Source organism: Polyangium mundeleinium (genome assembly GCF_028369105.1).
In the GTDB taxonomy this organism is placed as follows: Bacteria; Myxococcota_A; Polyangia; order Polyangiales; family Polyangiaceae; genus Polyangium; species Polyangium mundeleinium.
In genome coordinates, this window is record NZ_JAQNDO010000001.1 from 9,483,057 (window position 1) to 9,501,421 (window position 18,365).

At 69.3% G+C, this 18,365-nt stretch carries 6 protein-coding genes; all 6 read left to right on the forward strand.

Going from position 1 to position 18,365, the window contains the following annotated elements; genetic code table 11:
* Positions 1 to 3 precede the first annotated feature (3 nt).
* From POL67_RS37465 to POL67_RS37490, 6 genes are read left to right on the forward strand one after another with little or no spacing between them, the layout of a single operon-like run.
* The gene (locus POL67_RS37465; protein WP_271925444.1) at positions 4 to 2,061 is read left to right on the forward strand and encodes a RiPP maturation radical SAM C-methyltransferase; all 2,058 of its coding nucleotides are present in this window, start codon (positions 4 to 6) and stop codon (positions 2,059 to 2,061) included.
* Between the two features lie 20 nt (positions 2,062 to 2,081).
* Positions 2,082 to 5,567: a non-ribosomal peptide synthetase gene (locus tag POL67_RS37470; protein ID WP_271925445.1), complete on the forward strand. Its 3,486-nt coding sequence runs from the start codon at positions 2,082 to 2,084 to the stop codon at positions 5,565 to 5,567.
* Positions 5,564 to 14,233, forward strand: coding sequence for a non-ribosomal peptide synthetase (locus POL67_RS37475; RefSeq protein WP_271925446.1), 8,670 nt, complete (start codon positions 5,564 to 5,566; stop codon positions 14,231 to 14,233). Before POL67_RS37470 ends, POL67_RS37475 begins: the two co-directional genes overlap by 4 nt.
* A 17-nt stretch (positions 14,234 to 14,250) precedes the next feature.
* Positions 14,251 to 15,966, forward strand: coding sequence for a carbamoyltransferase family protein (locus POL67_RS37480; RefSeq protein ID WP_271925447.1), 1,716 nt, complete (start codon positions 14,251 to 14,253; stop codon positions 15,964 to 15,966).
* Positions 15,967 to 15,982: 16 nt separating this feature from the next.
* A complete protein-coding gene (locus POL67_RS37485; protein WP_271925448.1) occupies positions 15,983 to 17,671 on the forward strand; it encodes a cyclic peptide export ABC transporter in 1,689 nt (562 codons plus the stop codon).
* Positions 17,668 to 18,357: a YcjF family protein gene (locus POL67_RS37490; RefSeq protein WP_271925449.1), complete on the forward strand. Its 690-nt coding sequence runs from the start codon at positions 17,668 to 17,670 to the stop codon at positions 18,355 to 18,357. The genes POL67_RS37485 and POL67_RS37490 overlap by 4 nt, the downstream gene beginning before the upstream one ends.
* The last annotated feature ends 8 nt before the right edge of the window (positions 18,358 to 18,365 follow it).

Sequence of the window (18,365 nt, forward strand, 5' to 3'; positions counted from 1 at the left end):
CACGTGAAGACGAGCAAGCCGTACGCGATCAAGCTGATCAACATGCCGTTCGCGGCGGAGCATTTGCCGTCGCTCGCGCTCACGCAGCTCCGATCCGTCTTGCGACGCCAGCTCGGCGAGCGGGTGCACGTCGAGATCTGCTACCTGAACCTCGACGCTTCGCGCCGGCTCGGGGCCATTTACCACGAAATCGAGGACTCGATGGAGCACCTCCACACGGGCCTCGGCGATTGGCTCTTTCGCTCCCTGGCGTTCCCGGACGCGAACGACAACGTCGACGAGTACTTCCAGCGCTGTTATGCGCGGAAGACCCCGGAGGTCCAGGCCCTCCGGGCGCGGGTCGACGCACTCCGCGCCGAGCTCGACAGGATCCTCGACGAGCTGCTCGAGAGCTACCGATTGCACGAGGCAGATCTCGTGGGGTTCAGCTCGATCTTCATCCAGAACATGGCGAGCCTCGCCATGGCCGGCAGGATCAAGGCGCGCAATCCGCGGGTCGTCACGGTGATCGGCGGCCCGAACTGCGAATACCCGATGGGCGCGGTGATGGTCGAGGAGGCGCCCCAGATCGATTTTGCCTTCTCCGGCCCCGGCCTGAAGAGCTTTCCCGCGTTCGTCAAGAACATCCTCGACGGGAGACCGGAGGAGAATCACCGGATCAACGGCGTCATCTCCCGCGAGAACACCGGCTCGTTCGTCGATCGGGGCGCGAAGCTCGAGATCGAGGAGCACCTCGTGAAGTCCGGCGCGTTTTTCCCGTCGAAGCGGGTCAAGCAGCTCGACGTGGTGCAGGACCGGCGCCGCCCGCGCCTCCAGCACGTGGGCGAGGAGCTGCCGCTCGACGACGACGTCGAGCTCGATTACGACGATTACCTCGCCGCCTTCGAGGCGAACAAGCCGGCGCACGCGGACAAGCCGACGCTGCTCGTGGAGACGTCGCGCGGCTGCTGGTGGGGCGAGCGCTCGCATTGCACGTTCTGCGGACTGAACGACCTGACCCTCGGGTACCGGGCGATGGCGGCGGACCGAGCGGTGCGGCAATTCGAGCGGCTCTTCCGGTATGCCGGGCGCGCGTCCCGCATCATGGCGGTGGACGTCATCATCCCGAAGGAGTTCCTCGAGAACATGCTGCCGCGGCTGCGCACGCCGCCCTCGATGACGATCTTCTACGAGGCGAAGAGCGATCTGAGCGAGGAGAACGTCCAGGAGATGGCCCGGGCGCGCGTCCTGACCATCCAGCCCGGCGTGGAGGCGCTCGCGACGTCGACCCTGAAGCTGCTCAAGAAGGGCAGCACGGTCTTCCAGAACATCCTCCTGCTCAAGCGCTGCGCGATGTACGGCATCGTGCCCGCCTGGAACCTCCTGCTCGGGATGCCGCGCGCCGACGAGGAGATGTACCGGCGGTACGCCGCGATCATCCCGCTCCTCATGCACCTGCCGCCGCCCTCGGACGCCCTCCAGGTGCGCTTCGACCGCTTCAGCCCCTACTTCACGAACGCGGAGGAGTATGGCCTGAAGCTCGCGCCGATGGAGCATTACGGGATGATCTACCCGTTCCGCCCGGAAAAAATCGACGACATGGCGTATTTCTTCAAGGACGCGAACTACGAGGCGCCGTATTTCGTCCACCTCGCCCAGTGGTTCACGACGATCAAGGACCTCGTCGCGACCTGGAGAAACCGCTGGCCCGAATTCGAGCCGGAGGGGCGCGCCGAGCTCCACGTCGAGAGGCGCGGGGACGAGCTCGTGATCCGCGATTCTCGTTCGGGCCGGAGGATCGAGCACGTGATCGCGCCTTCGACCTGGTCCGTGCTCCTGGCGTTCGAGAAACCCGCGCCGCTCGAGCGCGCTGCCGCCGAGGTGCGGAAGACGCTGCCCGAAATCGACATGGAGCGCGAGATGGAGTTCCTCGTGAGCAAGGAGCTCGTCTTCCAGGAGGGCGAGCGCTTCATCAACCTCGTCTTGCCGGGACGCGCGCCGCTCCGGCCGGACGAGGACCTCCGCCGGGGGTGGAACTCGCCCGCCGCGCACGCCGAGCTGCGCACCGTCCTCTCGCTGTAGCGAATTCGAGAATCGAGACCATGGATACCCTGATCGCGCTGCTGACCGAGGTCCGCAAGAAGGACATCAAGCTCTGGGTGGACGGGCCGGACCTCAAGGTCTCTGCCCCGCCCGGGGCCCTCACGCCGGAGCTCATCGGCGCCCTCAAGACGAGAAAGCCCGAGATCATCGAGTTCTTGCGCTCCTCCGGGAGCTCCTCTTCGTCCGGCGGGCCCGTCCCCGTTCCCCGCGGCGGCCCGCTGCCGGCCACGTTCGGGCAGCAGCAGCTATGGGTCCTCGATCAGCTCGGGTATCGAACCGTGTATTCGATGCCCATCGCGGTCGAGCTCGCCTCCGCACTCGATGTCTCCGTGCTCCGTCGGTCGCTCGACGCGATCGCACAGCGGCACGAGGGATTGCGCACGACGTTCGTCCAGGTGGAGGGAGAGCTCCGCCAGACCATCCGTGATCCCGCAGAGGTGCCGCTGATCCAGCGTGATCTGCGGGCGCTCGATCCGACGGCGCGAGAGGCCGCCGTGCACACCGCGATCGAGGAGGAAATGGGAAGGCCGTTCGATCTCGCGGACGGCCCGCTCTTCCGCGCCTTGCTCCTGACGATCGGCGAGGGCCGATCGATCCTCATGCTCACGCTGCACCACATCGCCTCGGATGGCTGGTCCATCGGGGTGCTCACGCGCGAGCTCTCGGCGCTGTACGGTGCATTCGTCGCCGGAGCGCCTTCGCCCCTGCCGGCGCTCCCCATTCAAATGGCCGACGTCGCGGTCTGGCAAAGGGAGCGGCTGCGGGGAGAGGCGCTCGCGGAGGAGACGCGGTTCTGGCGGCAGCGGCTCGAGGGCGCGCCGACGCTCCTCGACCTTCCCATCACGCGGGAGGTCGCAGAGGACGAGGCGTTGCCCACCCAGCCGCGCGGGGACCGGCTCGATTTCCGCATCGACGCGGAGACGACACGAGGGCTGCGGAAGGTCGCCGAGGCGAACGGCGCGACGCTGTTCATGACGTTGATGGCCGCCTTCCAGGTCCTGCTCGCCCGCACCTCCGGGCAGGACGATCTGCTCGTGGGCACGCCCGCCGCGAACCGGAGCCACCAGGCGCTCGAAGGCCTGATCGGTTACTTCGTCAACACCGTCGTGCTGCGCGCGCGGTTCGGCGACGATCCGACGTTCGTCGATTTCCTCTCGCGATCGAGGGAGGACACGCTCCTCGCGTTCGAGCACCAAGGCATGCCCTTCGAGAGGCTCGTCGAGGCGCTCGGGGCAGAACGTGTCCCGCACAGAAACCCCCTCGTGCAGGTGCTCTTCGCGCTCCAGAACGCAGGGAGCGTCGACCTCTCGCTGCCGGGGATCAGGTCCACGCGCGTCGCGCTGCCGACGCTCGCCGCGCGCATGGATCTCGAGGTCGACGTCCTCGAGGCGGGCGTCGAGCTCGAGGGCTTCTGGGTCTACAACCGGGATCGCTTCGATCGCGCGGCGATGGAGCGTCTGGTGGCATCGTTCCAGGCGCTGCTCGCGGGAATCGCGGCGGATCCGCGGCGGCGCGTCTTTGATCTCCCGCTGGTTCCTCCGGACGAACGCCGGACGATCCTCGTCGCGTGGAACGACACGGCCGCGGCGCTGCCACCCGAGCCCGCCCTGCACCGGCTCTTCGAGGCGCAGGCGGCGCGGACGCCGGACGCCCTGGCCCTCGTCCACGACGGTCGAGCGTCGCGCCAGAGCCTCACGTATCGCGCGCTGAACGAGCAGGCGAACGCGCTCGCGCACCAGCTCGTCGCGCGGGGGGTTCGTCCGGACACCCCCCTCGGGATCCTCGCCGAGCGCTCGGTCTCGATGGTGGTCGGCATGCTGGCCGCGTGGAAGGCCGGCGGCGCGTACGTGCCGCTCGACCCGGGGCTGCCGCCGGCGCGCCTCGCGTTCCTGCTCGAGGACACGCGCGCGCCGCTCGTGCTCGCGCAGGCGCATCTCGCGCAGCGCCTCTGCGCGGACGCGCGCGCGGCCACGGAGGTCGTCCTCCTCGACGATCCCGCCACGATCGCCACGCTGCCCACGCACGATCTCGGGACGGAGGCGGGCGCTGGCCACCTCGCGTACGTCATGTACACCTCGGGTTCCACCGGGCAGCCCAAGGGCGTGATGATCGAGCACGGCGCGCTGCTCGCACACGCGTCGCAATACACGCGCTTCCACGGCCTCTCGCCCGCGGATCGCGTGCTCGCGCTCTCGGCGTTCCATTTCGACGCGTCGGTCGAGCAGATCTTCCCGGCGCTCACCGCGGGCGCCTGCGTGATCCTGCCAGACTGGGAGCTCGAGGCGCGCGTGTTCTCGGAGAAGCTCGCGGAGCTCGAGGTGACGCTGCTCGACACGTCGGGCGCGCACTGGCGGGCGCTCGTGGACGCTTGGATCGAGGAGCCGCGGCTCGCCGAGGCGCTCCGCCTGCGGAGCCTCGTCGTCGGCGGCGACGTGATGCCGGCGGAGGTCGTCGCGCGGTTCCGGAAGACGGGGATCGCCGGGCGCGCGCGCCTGTTCAACGTCTACGGGCCGACCGAGACCACGGTCGCGGCGACCGTGTACGAGGTGACGGGCGACTTCGACGCGCGCCTGCCGCGCATCCCCATCGGCAAGCCGCTCGCGAACCGTACGGCGTACGTGCTCGATCGGCGCCTCCGGCCCGCGCCGATCGGCGTGCCGGGCGAGCTCTTCCTCGGCGGGCGGGGCGTCGCGCGCGGGTACCTGAACCAGCCCGCGCTCACCGCGGAGAAGTTCATCGAGGTCGCGTCGCTGCCCTTCGCCGCGGAGCTCTCCGACGCCGCGAAGACAGGCCGCGTCTACCGCACGGGTGATCTCTGCCGGTGGCTCCCCGACGGCACGCTCGATTTCGTGGGCCGCACGGATCACCAGGTGAAGATCCGCGGCTACCGCGTCGAGCTCGGCGAGATCGAGGCCCAGCTCCGAAGACAAACCAACGTCCGGGACGCGGTGGTGGTCGTGCACCAGGTCGGCCAGCACCGCTCGCTCGTGGCCTACGTCGTCGCCGCGGAGGGCCTCGCAGAGAGCGAGCTCGAAGGGGAGCTCGGCGCCGCGCTGCGCAAGACGCTGCCCGAGCACATGATCCCCTCGCGGTTCCTCCCGCTCGCGGAGATCCCGCGGGTGACGACCAGCGGCAAGGTGGATCAGGCGGCGCTGCCCGATCCGAACCGCAGCGCGGCGGCGACCGAGGCCGCGCCGCGTACGGAGACCGAAGAGCGGGTGGCCGTGATCTTCCGCGAGATCCTCCGGCGCGCGGACATCGGCATCCACGACAGCTTCTTCGACGTCGGCGGGCACTCGCTGCTCGCGACGCAGCTCGTCCTGCGGGTGAACCGCGCGTTCTCTCTCGATCTCCCGCTCCAGGCGGTCTTCGAGAGCAGCACGATCGCGGAGCTCGCGGCCTCGATCGATCGCACGCGGCTCGCGCAGGGCCTGCTCACGACGGCGACGTCGGGCGTCGAAAGCGAGGAAGAGGGCGAGCTGTGAACGGCGACGTGGAGGCCCTCCTCAGCGAGCTCTCCGGGCTCGGCGTGCGGTTCTGGCTGGAGGACGATCGCCTGCGCTTCCGGGCGCCGCAGGGCGCGCTGACGCCCGCGCTGCGCGAGGCGATGGCCGCGCGGAAGGCGGAGATCCTGTCGCTGCTCCGGCAAGGCCTCTCCCGCAAGGAGAGCGCGCCCCCGCTCCGGCCGGTCCCTCGTACGGGCCCTTTGCCGCTCTCGTTTGGGCAGCAACGGATCTGGTTCCTCGACCGCATGGGCGGCGGCACGGCCTACAACATGCCGCTCTCGATGCGGCTCGAAGGCCCGCTCGACGTGGAGGCGCTCGCGTCGAGTTTGTCCGAGATCGTGCGCCGCCACGAGGGCCTGCGCACCACGTTCGTCGTTCGCGACGACGAGCCCACGCAGGTCATCGAGCCGCCGGTCAGGCTCACGCTCCCGCTCGTCGATCTACGCCACCTCTCCGCCGCCGAGCAGGAGTTCGAGGTCACGAGGCGCGTGCAGGCCGAGGGGCAAAGGCTCTTCGATCTCACGGCCGATCCGCTGCTCCGGGCCTCGTTGCTCCGCTGCGCGGACGGGCCCGCGCCCGTGCACGTCCTGCTCGCGACCATGCATCACATCGCCTCGGACGGCTGGTCGATGGGTGTGTTCCGGCGCGAGCTCGCAGCGCTCTACCGCGCGTTCGTCGAGGGGCGGCCCTCGCCGCTGCCGGAGCTCTCCCTCCAGATCGCGGACGTCGCCGTCTGGCAGCGCCGCTCGCTCACGCCCGAGGTCCTCGCGCCGCACCTCGCGTACTGGAAGAAGCAACTCGAGGGCGCGCCTCCGCTCTTGCAGCTCCCCGCCGATCGGCCGCGGAGGCCGGGCGCGCCCTTCGAGTGCGGCGTCCTCCGGTTCCGGATCGAGCCCCAGCTCTTCGGCGCCGTGCGCGCGCTCGGGCAGAGCGCGGGCGCGACGCCCTTCATGACCTTCCTCGCCTCATTCCAGGTGCTGCTCTCGCGTTGCGCGGGCCAGGACGACGTGGTCGTCGGCACGCCCATCGCCGGCCGCAACCGCGAGGAGCTCGAGCCGCTCATCGGCTTCTTCGTCAACAGCCTCGCGCTGCGGGCCGATCTCGCGGACGACCCGACGTTCCTCGAACTCCTCGCGCGGGTCCGGAAGGACACGCAGGACGCATTCGCGCATCAAGAGCTGCCCTTCGAGAAGCTCGTCGAGGCGCTCTCGCCCGAGCGCGATCCGAGCCACCACCCGATCTTCCAGGTCGCCTTCGCCTTCCACGACACGGCCTTCGCGAACACGGACGAGCTCGGCCTCCCGGGCCTGCGCGAGACGCCGCTCCAACCGCGATCGCAGCAGGCGCGCCTCGATCTCGAGATGCACCTCGACCCGCGCGACGGCGGCCTGGACGGGCTGCTCTTCCACGACACCAACCTCTTCGACCCGAGCACCGTGGAGCCGCTGATCGACCGGTTCCGCACCTTGCTCGAAGGAATCGTCGCGGATCCACGGAGGCGGGTGAGCGATCTGCCGCTGCTCCCCGCGGCCGAACGACATCGCGTGCTCGTCGACGTCAACCCGACGAAGACGGATCTCCCGCTCTCGCCCTCGGCAGGCGCGCTCGTCGAGGCGCAGGCCCGGTCCACGCCCGACGCCGTGGCCGTGCTCTTCGACGATGGGATCACGCCGCGCTCGCTCACGTACCGCGAGCTCGTGGAGCGGGCCTCGAAGCTCGCGAGCCACCTCCGCTCGCTCGGCGTCGGTCCGGACGATCTCGTGGGTCTTTGCCTGGATCCATCCCTCGATCGGATCGTGGGCCTCGTCGGCATCCTCCTCTCGGGCGGCGCGTACGTGCCGCTCGATCCGGCCTATCCAGCCGAGCGCCTCGCCTTCATGCTGGACGACGCGCGGCCGCGCGTCGTCGTGACGAACGAGCGGCTCGCCGAGGTGCTGCCGGTGCGCGACGCGCGGTTCGTCTTGCTCGATCGCGACGCCGCCGTCATCGACGCCGCGCAGCCTTGCCGCCCCGCGCGGGGAGCTCGTCTCGAGGACCTCGCGTACGTCATCTACACCTCCGGCTCCACGGGCAAACCCAAGGGCGCGCTGCTCACGCACCGGGGGCTCGTGAACGTCGCCGAGGCGCAGCGACGCATGTTCGAGCTCGGGCCCGACGATCGCGTGCTCCAGCTCGCGTCGCTCAGCTTCGACGCCGCCACCTTCGAAACCTTCCTGGCGCTCGCCTCGGGCGCCACGCTCTGCCTGGGCGCGCGGGCCGAGGTTGTACCGGGCGAACCCTTGTCGAGGTTCCTCGCGCGGCACCGGATCTCGATGGTGACGCTGACGCCCTCGGCGCTCGCCGCGCTGCCCGTCACGGCTCTGCCGGAGCTCCGCACGATCACCGTGGCGGGCGAGGCGTGCACGCCGGCCCTCGTCGAGGCCTGGGCGCGCGGGCGGCGCTTCTTCAACCTCTACGGCCCGACGGAAGCGACGATCTGGTCGACCGCGATGCGTTGCGTGGAGCCGGCCGACGCAACGCGCATCGGCCGGCCGATCCCGAATACGCAGGTCTACGTGCTCGATCGCCGCAAGAACCCCGTGCCCGAGGGCACGCCGGGCGAGCTCTACCTCGGCGGCGTGGGCGTCGCGCGCGGCTACTTGAACCGGCCCGAGCTCACCGAGGCGCGGTTCGTCCCGGATCCCTTCGGCGAAGGAATCCTCTACCGCACGGGGGATCTCGTCCGCCTGCGTGATCGCGGCGAGCTCGAGTTCCTCGGCCGCGTCGACGATCAGGTGAAGATCCGCGGGCACCGCGTCGAGCTCGGCGAGATCGAGGCGGCGCTCGGCGCGCATCCGGAGGTGCGGGAGGTGGTCGTCGTCGCGCGGGAAGATCGGCCCGGCGACAGGCGGCTCGTCGCCTACGTGGTCCCGGACGCGACCTCCGCGGAGGCGCAAGCGGGCCACGTCGAGCAATGGCAAACCCTCTACGAGCAGACCTACGGGCGGCCCGCGGACGGCGGGGATCCGACCTTCGACATCGCTGGCTGGAACGACAGCTACACGGGCGCGCCGATCCCGGCCGAGCAGATGGCCGAATGGGTGGACGCGACCGTCGCCGACGTGCGCGCGCTCTCGCCGCGGAGCTTGCTCGAAATCGGCTGCGGCTCGGGCCTCCTGCTCTTCCGGCTGGCCCCTTCGTGTGAACGCTATGTCGGCACCGACCTCGCCGGCGAGGCAGTCGCCCGCCTCCTGCGGCTGCAGGCGACCCGCAAGGACCTCGAGCGCGTGACGGTGCTCGAGCGCGCGGCCGACGACTTCACCGGCATCCCGGAAGGCGCCTTCGACGTCGTGCTCTTGAACTCGGTCGTGCAGTATTTCCCGAGCGTCGAGTACCTGATCCGCGTGCTCGAAGGAGCCGCGCGCGCCGTCAAGCCCGGGGGATCCATCTACCTCGGCGACGTGCGCAACCTCTCGCTCCTCTCCGCCTATCATGCGTCCGTGCAGCGCCATCGGGCGCCGGATGAGCTCACCCGCGACGAGCTCCGGGCGCGCGTCGAGCAGCGTTTGCTCGACGAGGAAGAGCTGCTCGTCGATCCCGGGTTTTTCCGCGCGCTGGCCTCACGTTTGCCTCCGATCGAGGCGGTGGAGATCCGCGTCAAGCGCGGCCGGCACCACAACGAGCTGACCCGCTTCCGGTATCAGGTGATCCTCCGGGTGGGCGGCAGCGCCGCTGTCCCCGCCGCGCCCGAGGCGCTCCTCGATTTCCGCAGGGATGGGTTTTCCCTGGCCTCCCTCCGCGACCACCTCGCCGTGGCCGCGCCGGGCTCTCTCCTCGTTCGCGAGGTCCCCGACGCGCGCGTGGAGGACGACATCCGGACGGTCGCGTGGCTCGTCGGGGGCCGCGACGGGCGCGTCGCGCAGCTCCGAAAGACGCTCGCCGAGGCGCGGGAGGGCGTGGATCCCGAGGCACTCTTCGCGCTCGCCGCGGAGCTCGGCTACGAGGCCGAGGTGAGCCCCGCTGCGTCGGGCACGCCCGGCGCGCTCGATGTGACGCTCTGGCGGCGCTCCGCGGACAAACCTCGTCTGGCGGAGGCCACGCGGACCTCGGCGGCGCCTTGGCACGCGTACACGAACAACCCGCTGCGGGGGAAAATCCACCGGCGCCTCTGGCCGAAGCTCGCCGAGCATGTGCGCCGGACCTTGCCGGATTTCATGATCCCCGCGGCGTGGGTGACGCTCGACGCGCTGCCGCTCACGCCGAACGGCAAGGTCGATCGGCGAGCCCTGCCGACGCCCGTGGAGCTCTCGGGTCGACGGGAGGGCGCCGTCACGGCCCCGCGCACGCGCACGGAGGAGCTCCTCGCCGGGATCTGGCGCGAGGTGCTCGGCCTGAAGGAGGTCGGCGTCGAGGACAGCTTCTTCGATCTCGGCGGTCATTCGCTGCTCGTCACGCAGGTGGCCGCGCGGGCGCGGAGAGCCTTCGAGCGCGAGATGCCCTTGCAGGTCCTCTTCGAGCGCACGACGATCGCGGCCCTCGCAGAATGGCTGGACGCAGCCGAGACGGCCGCCGTTGCTCCCGCCAAACCCGAGGAGGCGCTCGTCCTCCGGCCCGTGGCGCGCGACGGCGCCCTGCCGCTCTCGTTTGCCCAGGAACGGCTCTGGTTCCTGAACGAGCTGCAAGGCAGCGACGCGGCCTACAACATGCCCATGGCGCTACGGCTCTCGGGCGCGCTGGACGCGGACGCGCTCGCGCGAAGCCTCGCCGCGATCGTCCGGCGTCACGAGAGCCTGCGGACGAATTTCGTCACCGTGGCCGGCCAGCCGGCCCAGATCGTCCGTGACGCCGCGTTTTCCCTGGTCCACGTCGACCTGCGCTCGGAGCCGGAAGAGACGCTCCCTTCCACCCTTCTGCGCCTCGCGGCGGAGGACGCGACGCGCCCCTTCGACCTCGAGCGTGATGCGCCATTCCGGGCGACGCTCCTCCGTTTGCCCTGCGAAACCGAGCATGTCCTGCTCGTCAACGTGCACCACATCGCCTCGGACGGCGGGTCAATGGCGATCTTCGTGCGCGAGCTCGCGGCGCTTTACGAGGCGCACCGGGAGGGCTCGCCCTCTCCGCTGCCCGATCTGCCGGTTCAATATGCCGATTTCGCCGTCTGGCAGCGCGCATGGCTCTCGTCCGAGCGAATGGCCCAAGAGCTCGCGTACTGGCGGCAAAAGCTCGAAGGCGCGCCCCCGTCGCTCTCCTTGCCGCTCCGGGGCCCGCGCCCTGCGCGGCCGTCCACGCGCGGGGCCGCGGCTTCGCTCACGCTGCCCGTGTCCCTCGTCCGCAGGCTCCGCGCGCTGAGCCTGCGAGAGAACGTGACGCTCTTCGTCACCTTGCTCTCGGCCTTCCAGCTCCTGCTTGCTCGGTTGTCGGGGCAACACGACGTGGTCGTGGGCACGCCGGTCGCCCACCGGAACCGGGTCGAGCTCGAAGGGGTGTTCGGCCTTTTCTTGAACTCGCTCGTGCTCCGCACGAACGTCTCGGGAGACCCGACGTTCTCCGAGCTCGTGCAGCGCGCGCGGCGCACGACGGTCGAGGCGTTCGCGCACCAGGACATCCCCTTCGAGAAGCTCGTCGCGGAGCTCCAGCCGGCGCGGGATCCGAGCCATAGCCCGTTTTTCCAGGTGCTCTTCAACCTGGTGCCCGCGGAGGCCTCCTTGCCAAGGCTCCATGGGCTCGAAATCTCGCGCCTCGCCGGGGAACACGAGGAGCCGGCGAAGTTCGACCTGACGCTTTACGCGACGGAGCTCGGCGAAGGGCTCGAGCTCCGGGCCGTCTACAAGGTCGATCTCTTCGCCGCCGAGACGATCGCTCATCTGCTCGAGCAATATGGCCATTTGCTCGAACAGGCTGCGGGCGATCCGGAGCAGCGTGCCTTCGCGATGTCGCTCGTCACGCCCTCGATGCGAGGCCTGCTCCCGGACCCGTCGCGCCGCTTGCCCGAGCCGCCCGTCGTCCCGGTGCCCGCGCGCGTCGCGGCTCTCGCCCGCGAGGCGCCAGAGCGGACCGCCCTTGCGCGGGGAGACCGGACGTGGTCGTACCGGACGCTCGTGCATCAGGCCGCCCTCGTCGCGCAGGCCTTGCAGGACGCCGGGCTCGCGCCAGGCGAGGTCGTCGCCGTCGCGGGGCCGCGCTCCTTCGGCCTCGTCGCCGCCATGCTCGGGGTTCTCTCCTCGGGCGGCGTGCTCCTCCTGCTCGACCCGCGCCTGCCGCGAAAGCGCCGCGAGATCATGATCGCCGAGGCCGGCGCCCGGCGTGGGATCGTCATTGCACGGGAGGGACGAACCTCGGAAGGGCCACTCCCGGAGGAGCTCCGCGCCCTGCGCCTCGATGCGGAGTCGGGTTTGTCTTCCTCGAACCGCCCCGCCGCTCTCCCGACGCCCGCGCCCGACGCGCCCGCCTACGTCTTCTTCACGTCCGGCACGACGGGCACCCCCAAGGGCGTCCTCGGCGTGCACAAGGGCCTCGCGCACTTCCTGCAATGGCAGAGCCGGACCTTTGGTGTCGGCCCGGGAGACCGCGCCGCGCAGCTCACCGCCCTCTCGTTCGACGTCGTCCTGCGTGATGTCTTCGTCGCGCTGGTCAGCGGTGGTACGCTGGTCCTGCCCCCGGACGACGATCCGATGGACGGCCGCCGCCTCTTCGATTGGCTCGAGCGAGAGGCAATCACCGTGTTGCATACCGTGCCCTCGCTCGCCCAGGCTTGGCTCGCGGATGTCCCCGAGGACCGCTCCCTTCCCGCGCTCCGGTGGGCTTTTTTCGCGGGCGAGCCGCTCGGCGATACCCTGGCCCGGAGGTTTTCCCGGGCCGCGCCAGCCTGCCAGATCATCAACCTGTACGGCCCCACCGAGACCACCCTCGCGAAATGCGCGTTTCCGGTGCCCGCGAACCCGCAGCCGGGCGTGCAGCCGGTCGGTCTTCCCCTGCCGGAGACCCAGGCGCTCGTGATGCGCGGCGAGGAGCTTTGTGGCGCCTTCGAGCCCGGCGAGATCGTGATCCGCACGCCGTTCCGCACCCGTGGCTACCTGAATGGCACAGGCGAGCAGGCGCGGCGATTCGCGCGAAATTCACGCACGGGTGACCCGGACGATCTCCTCTATCGCACGGGGGACGTGGGCCGGTATCGCCTCGACGGTTCGCTCGACATCCTCGGGCGGACCGACGATCAGGTGAAGATCCGCGGCGTGCGCGTCGAGCTCCGGGGCATCGAGGCGACGATCGTCCAGCGGATCGGCGTGGCGCAAGCCGTCGTCGTGGCGGAGGGCGAGGGGGCGGACAAGCGGCTCGTCGCCTATCTCGTGGCCCGGCGCGACGCAGAGCCCGGCCAAACCCTCCGCCCCGACCCGTCCGCCTTGCGGCAGGCGCTCCTGGAGACGCTGCCCGAGCCCATGGTCCCGAGCGCCTTCGAATGGCTCGACGCCGTCCCGCTCGGCCCGAACGGCAAGGTCGACAAGAAGGCGCTGCCGCCGCCGAGCGCCGCGGCGAGAGCGTCGGCCGGCATGGTCGATCCGCGCAGCGCGGAGGAGCGCGCGCTCGTCGAGATATGGGAGGACGTGCTCGGGCAGAGCCCCCTCGGCGTCCGGGATTCGTTCTTCGATCTCGGCGGGCATTCCCTCCTCGCGGTGCGGCTCCTCGCCCGGGTGAAGGATCGGTTTGGCAAGACCCTCCCTCTTGCCGTGTTCTTTCAGGCCCCGACCATCGAGGAGATGGCCCGAAAGCTCGGCAGCCCGCCGGACGTCGACGCCTGGGCCCCGCTCGTGGCGATGCAGCCCCGTGGCGCGCGCATTCCGCTGTTCTGCGTGCCGGGGGGTCACGGCAGCGTGCATTACCTCTCGCTGCTCTCGCACCACCTCGGGAAGGATCAGCCTTTCTACGCGCTCCAGTCCGTCGGGCTGTCCGGAAAAACCGAACCGTACCGGACCATGGACGCGCTCGTCGCTCGGTACCTCGCCGAGATCCGCGCCGTGAAACCCCGGGGACCGTATCTCCTCCTGGGCCATTCCTTCGGTGGAAAGGTGGTCTTCGCGCTGGCGCAGGAGCTTCGCCGCCTGGACGAGCGTGTGCACGTCCTTGTGCTCGACTCGTTGCCGCCGGACCTCACGTACCGGCCCGAGTCCCTGTGGGACGAGGTCGACGTCATCGAGGAGATGATCGTGGGCTTGGAGGAGGTGTCCGGCGGCAGCCTCGTCGTCACGCGCGAGCAAATCGCCGCCCTGTCCTCCGAGGGACGAATCGGTCTCATGCACCGGTATCTCGAACGAATCGGCCTCTTGCCGCCGGGCGCGGACGTCGCCGAGACGCACGGGCAGGTGAACGTCTACCAGGCCTCGAAACGAATGGCCTACGATCCGCGGGATCCTGCGCCGGTTCCGCTCCTCTACCTCGTCGCCGAGGAGGGCAGCGCCGCGCACCGCGAGCGCAAGGTGGCGGGCTGGTCGAAGCTCGCCCCGGTGACGGCGAGGATCATGCCTGGGGGGCACGTGACGATGCTCCGGGAGCCCCACGTGCGAGCGCTGGCGAAGGTGATCGACGAGCACCTCCGCGACATCGCCGGGGAGGAAAACTCCCCGGCCGTGAAAACCTTATTTCGACCCGGTCCGCTGGCCGGCGCGCATTGACTGCTTCTGGAGGTCCCATGTACGTGCTCGGAATCAATGCCGCATATCACGAATCGGCCGCTTGCCTGCTCGAGGATGGGAAGCTCGTCGCCGCCATCGAGGAGGAGCGCCTCTCGCGGCGGAAGCACGGAAAGCCTGCCGAGCCGACGAACGGCCACGATCTGCCGCGACTCGCCATCCAGCATTGCCTCGACAGGGCGGGGATCGGGCTCGGGGACGTCGCCTGGGTCGGCTACTCGATCGAGCCCCGCGCGCGGCTCCAGAACAAGGATCTCGCCGACCGGGTCGTGCCGGGCGGGTGGGGCAGCGAGGAGGGCGAAATGCGCTTCTTCGACAGCCTCCAGCGCGTGCCCTCGGAGCTACGCGCCCTGGGCATGCAGGGCGAAATGAAATGGGTCGGCCACCACCTCGCGCACGCCGCCTCGGCGTTCCTCCCCTCGTCGTTCCACGAGTCCGCCATTCTCTGCGTGGACGGGATCGGCGAGCTCGGCTCGACCCTGTTCGCCCACGGCAGCGGGACGAAGATGGAGGTGGAGAGCGAGATTCGCTACCCAGCATCCCTCGGGTTTCTTTGGGAAAAATTCTCCAAGTTCTTGGGTTTTTCCGAGTACGACGCGTGCAAGGTCATGGGCCTCGCGTCCTATGGCGATCCGACGGTGTACCTGCCGCACTTCGAGCGCCTGCTCACGTTCGCCCCCGAGGGCCGATTCCAGCTCGACGGGCACGCGTTACGCTTCCGGGTCGAGGACTACACGCCGCTCGAGGCCATGTTCGGGATCGCCGGGCGCAAGAAGGGCGAGCCGATCCTCGCCGCGCACGAGGACATCGCCGCGGCGCTGCAGGAGATCACGAACCAGACCTTCAGCCACATGTTCCAGCATCTGGCGAGGAGCACGGGCTCGAAAAACCTTTGCATGGCGGGCGGCGTCGCGCTGAACTGCGTCGCGAACCGCATCGCCTTCGAGGCGAGCCCCTTCGAGCGGCTTTACATCCAGCCGGCCGCGCACGACGCGGGCACGGCGCTCGGCGCGGCGCTCTACATCTGGCACACCATGCTCGGTCATCCGGAACGACTCGCCCTTCGCCACGCCTACATGGGCCCAAGCTTCGACGACGCCGCCCTCGAGCGCGCGCTCGCGAGCTCCGGGCTCGTCTACGAGCGCGTCCCCGACATCGAGCGGAGGGCCGCGAAGCTCATCGCCGATGGTGACATCGTCGGCTGGTTCCAGGGCGCCATGGAGTACGGCCCGCGCGCCCTCGGCAATCGAAGCCTGCTCGCGGATCCACGCTCGCCCACCATGAAACAGGTCTTGAACGACCGGGTCAAGCACCGCGAGCCCTTCCGTCCCTTCGCGCCGAGCGTGCTCGCCGAGGAGGCCGCGAAATGGTTCTGCATCGAGAAAACGGCCGAGGCCTCCGATTTCATGCTCGTCGCCTATCCCGCCCGCCCCGAGCAGGCAGGCCGCATCCCCGCCGTCGTCCACGTCGATGGGACGAGCCGTGTACAGACCGTGCGCGCCGAGACGAACCGCCGTTATCACGGGCTGATCTCGGCCTTCCACGAGCTCACGGGCGTCCCCATGGTGCTGAATACCTCGTTCAACGACAACGAGCCCATCGTCTGCACGCCCGAGCACGCGATCGATACCTTCAAGGGCACGCGCATCGACGCGCTCGCCATGGGTGATTTCCTCGTGGAGGCGCGCAGGCAGCCCGGACGCATGGGGGTTTGACCTCCCGCGGAATACCATGACGATCATCGGATTCATCTGGAAAGAAGCCGCCGCCGAGCGCCCCAAGCTCTTCATCGCCGCCACCGGCGCCGGCCTCGCGAACACGCTCGTGCTCACGCTCGTCACGGTGTTCGCCCAATCGCCGGAGAGCGCGGGCGTGCGGTCGTTCTTCCTCTTCCTGTTCGCCGTCCTCGTGTACGTCCTGGCCGCGCGTTACGTGTTCCACCGAATGACCGATATCGTCGAGGAGGTCCTCTACCGGCTGAAGAGCCGCATCGTGGAGAAGATCGGGCGCGCCGAGCTCGCCGGCATCGAGCGCCTCGGAACAGCCGAGATCTACGATCGCATCACGGAGAACGCGACGGTCATCTCCAACGCCGCGGGCGTCGTGACAAACGTCATGCAGCAGATCGTGATCTTCGTGTTCGCGGTCCTCTACGTCGCGTGGATGTCCTTGCCGGCCTTCATCCTCGTCGCCTTCCTGATCGGGGTGGGGCTCACGCTTTATTTCACGCGCTCGGAGGGGATGACCCCCTTGCTGAAGGCGCTCGGAAAGACCCGCATCGCGTTCCTCGAAAACCTCACCGACCTGCTCCGGGGCTTCAAGGAGGTGAAGCTCGGACGCGAGCGGGGCCGCGAGATCCGCGCGGACATCGACGTGGCGTCGGCCTCCCTCCGGGACGTCTCGCGCAAAGCCAACCACCTCTTCGACGAAAACTTCATCCTCGTCTGCGCCACGCAATTCGCGCTCCTCGGCGCGCTCGTGTTCGTCCTGCCGCAGCACGTGACGGTCGAGTCGGCCACGCTCTCGAAGCTCGTCGCCGCGGTCATGTTCCTGTGGGGGCCGCTCCAGGGAGCGGTCAGCGGCTATCCCGCGTACGTCCGGTCGAACCACGCCATTGCCGATATCCTCGCGCTCGAGGCGAAGCTCGAAGGGGTCGAGGACACGGCCGAGCTCGCGAACGCCGAGGATGCGTGGAAGGGAACGCCCGGGACCCTCACGCTGAGGGACGTCGAATACGCGTATGCGGGGACGAACGGCGACCCCTCGTTCCGCATCGGCCCGATCGATCTCTCGATCGAGCCCGGGGAGATCCTCTTCATCGTCGGGGGCAACGGGAGCGGCAAATCCACGCTCCTCAAGGTCCTGACGGGCCTGTACCCGGTGACATCCGGGACGCTCCGCGCGAGCGACGCGACGGTGCGCCCCGAGAACGTGGCCTCCTACCGCGAGATGATCTCCGCGATCTTCTCCGATTTTCATCTTTTTTCGAGGGTTTACGGGCTCCTCGGCGCCGACGAGGCCCTCGTCCGCCGCCTGCTCGTGGAGATGCAGCTCGACAAGAAGACCGATTTCAAGGACGGACGCTTCACGAAGCGTGACCTGTCCACCGGCCAAAGGAAGCGCCTGGCGATGATCGTCTCGCTCCTCGAGGATCGGCCCATCTGCGTGTTCGACGAGTGGGCTGCCGATCAGGACCCGGAGTTCCGCGCGTACTTCTACGATGAGCTCCTTCCGTCCCTCCGGCGGCGAGGCAAGACCGTGATCGCCGTGAGCCACGACGACCGGTTCTTTCACTGCGCGGATCGGGTCGTGACGATGGATTATGGTAAAATCCGGTCCATCGACGGCGGACGGCCGCACGTTCCCCCCACATCTTCTTCCTCGAACGAAATGAAGACCCCCAGGGAGGCCATGCCATGACCATCGAGAAGGCACAAACCAAGGACACGAAACCCGCCCCGAAGCAGGACACGGATGAGCCGAAGATCGAGGTGAAGACCGAGACGATCGAGGAGCCCAAGCCCGCCGCGGCCGCGAAAGAAGAGCCCAAGCCCGCCGCGAAAGAAGAGCCCAAGCCCGCCGCGAAAGAAGCGCCCAAGCCCGCCGCGAAAGAAGAGACCATGTCGCGTGTCGGGCGCGCCGAGGCCATCATCCGGCGCAACGTGCTCTGGTCGCTCGGCGCGGGCGTGGTGCCGATCCCCTTCGTCGACGCGCTCGCCGTTTCGGGCGTGCAGATCAAGATGCTCGCCGAGCTCTCGGATCTTTACGGAGTCCCGTTCAAGGACGACGCCGCCAAGAAGGTCATCGGCTCCTTGCTCTCGAGCCTCGGCGGCGTGACGGTCGGCGCCGCGATCGGCTCGAGCTTCGCGAAGCTCCTCCCCGGCGTGGGCACGGCGCTCGGCATCGTCACGGTGCCGCTCGTCGCGGGCGCGTTCACGCACGCGACCGGGAAGGTCTTCCTGATGCATTTCGAGTCCGGCGGGACCATCCTCGATTTCGATCCGCACGCGATGCGCGCGTACTTCAAGCAGGAGTTCGAGCGCGCCAAGGAGACCGTCGCGAAGGTCCAGGAACAAGAACGCGCGAACACGACGAAGGCGAGCTGATCGAGGGC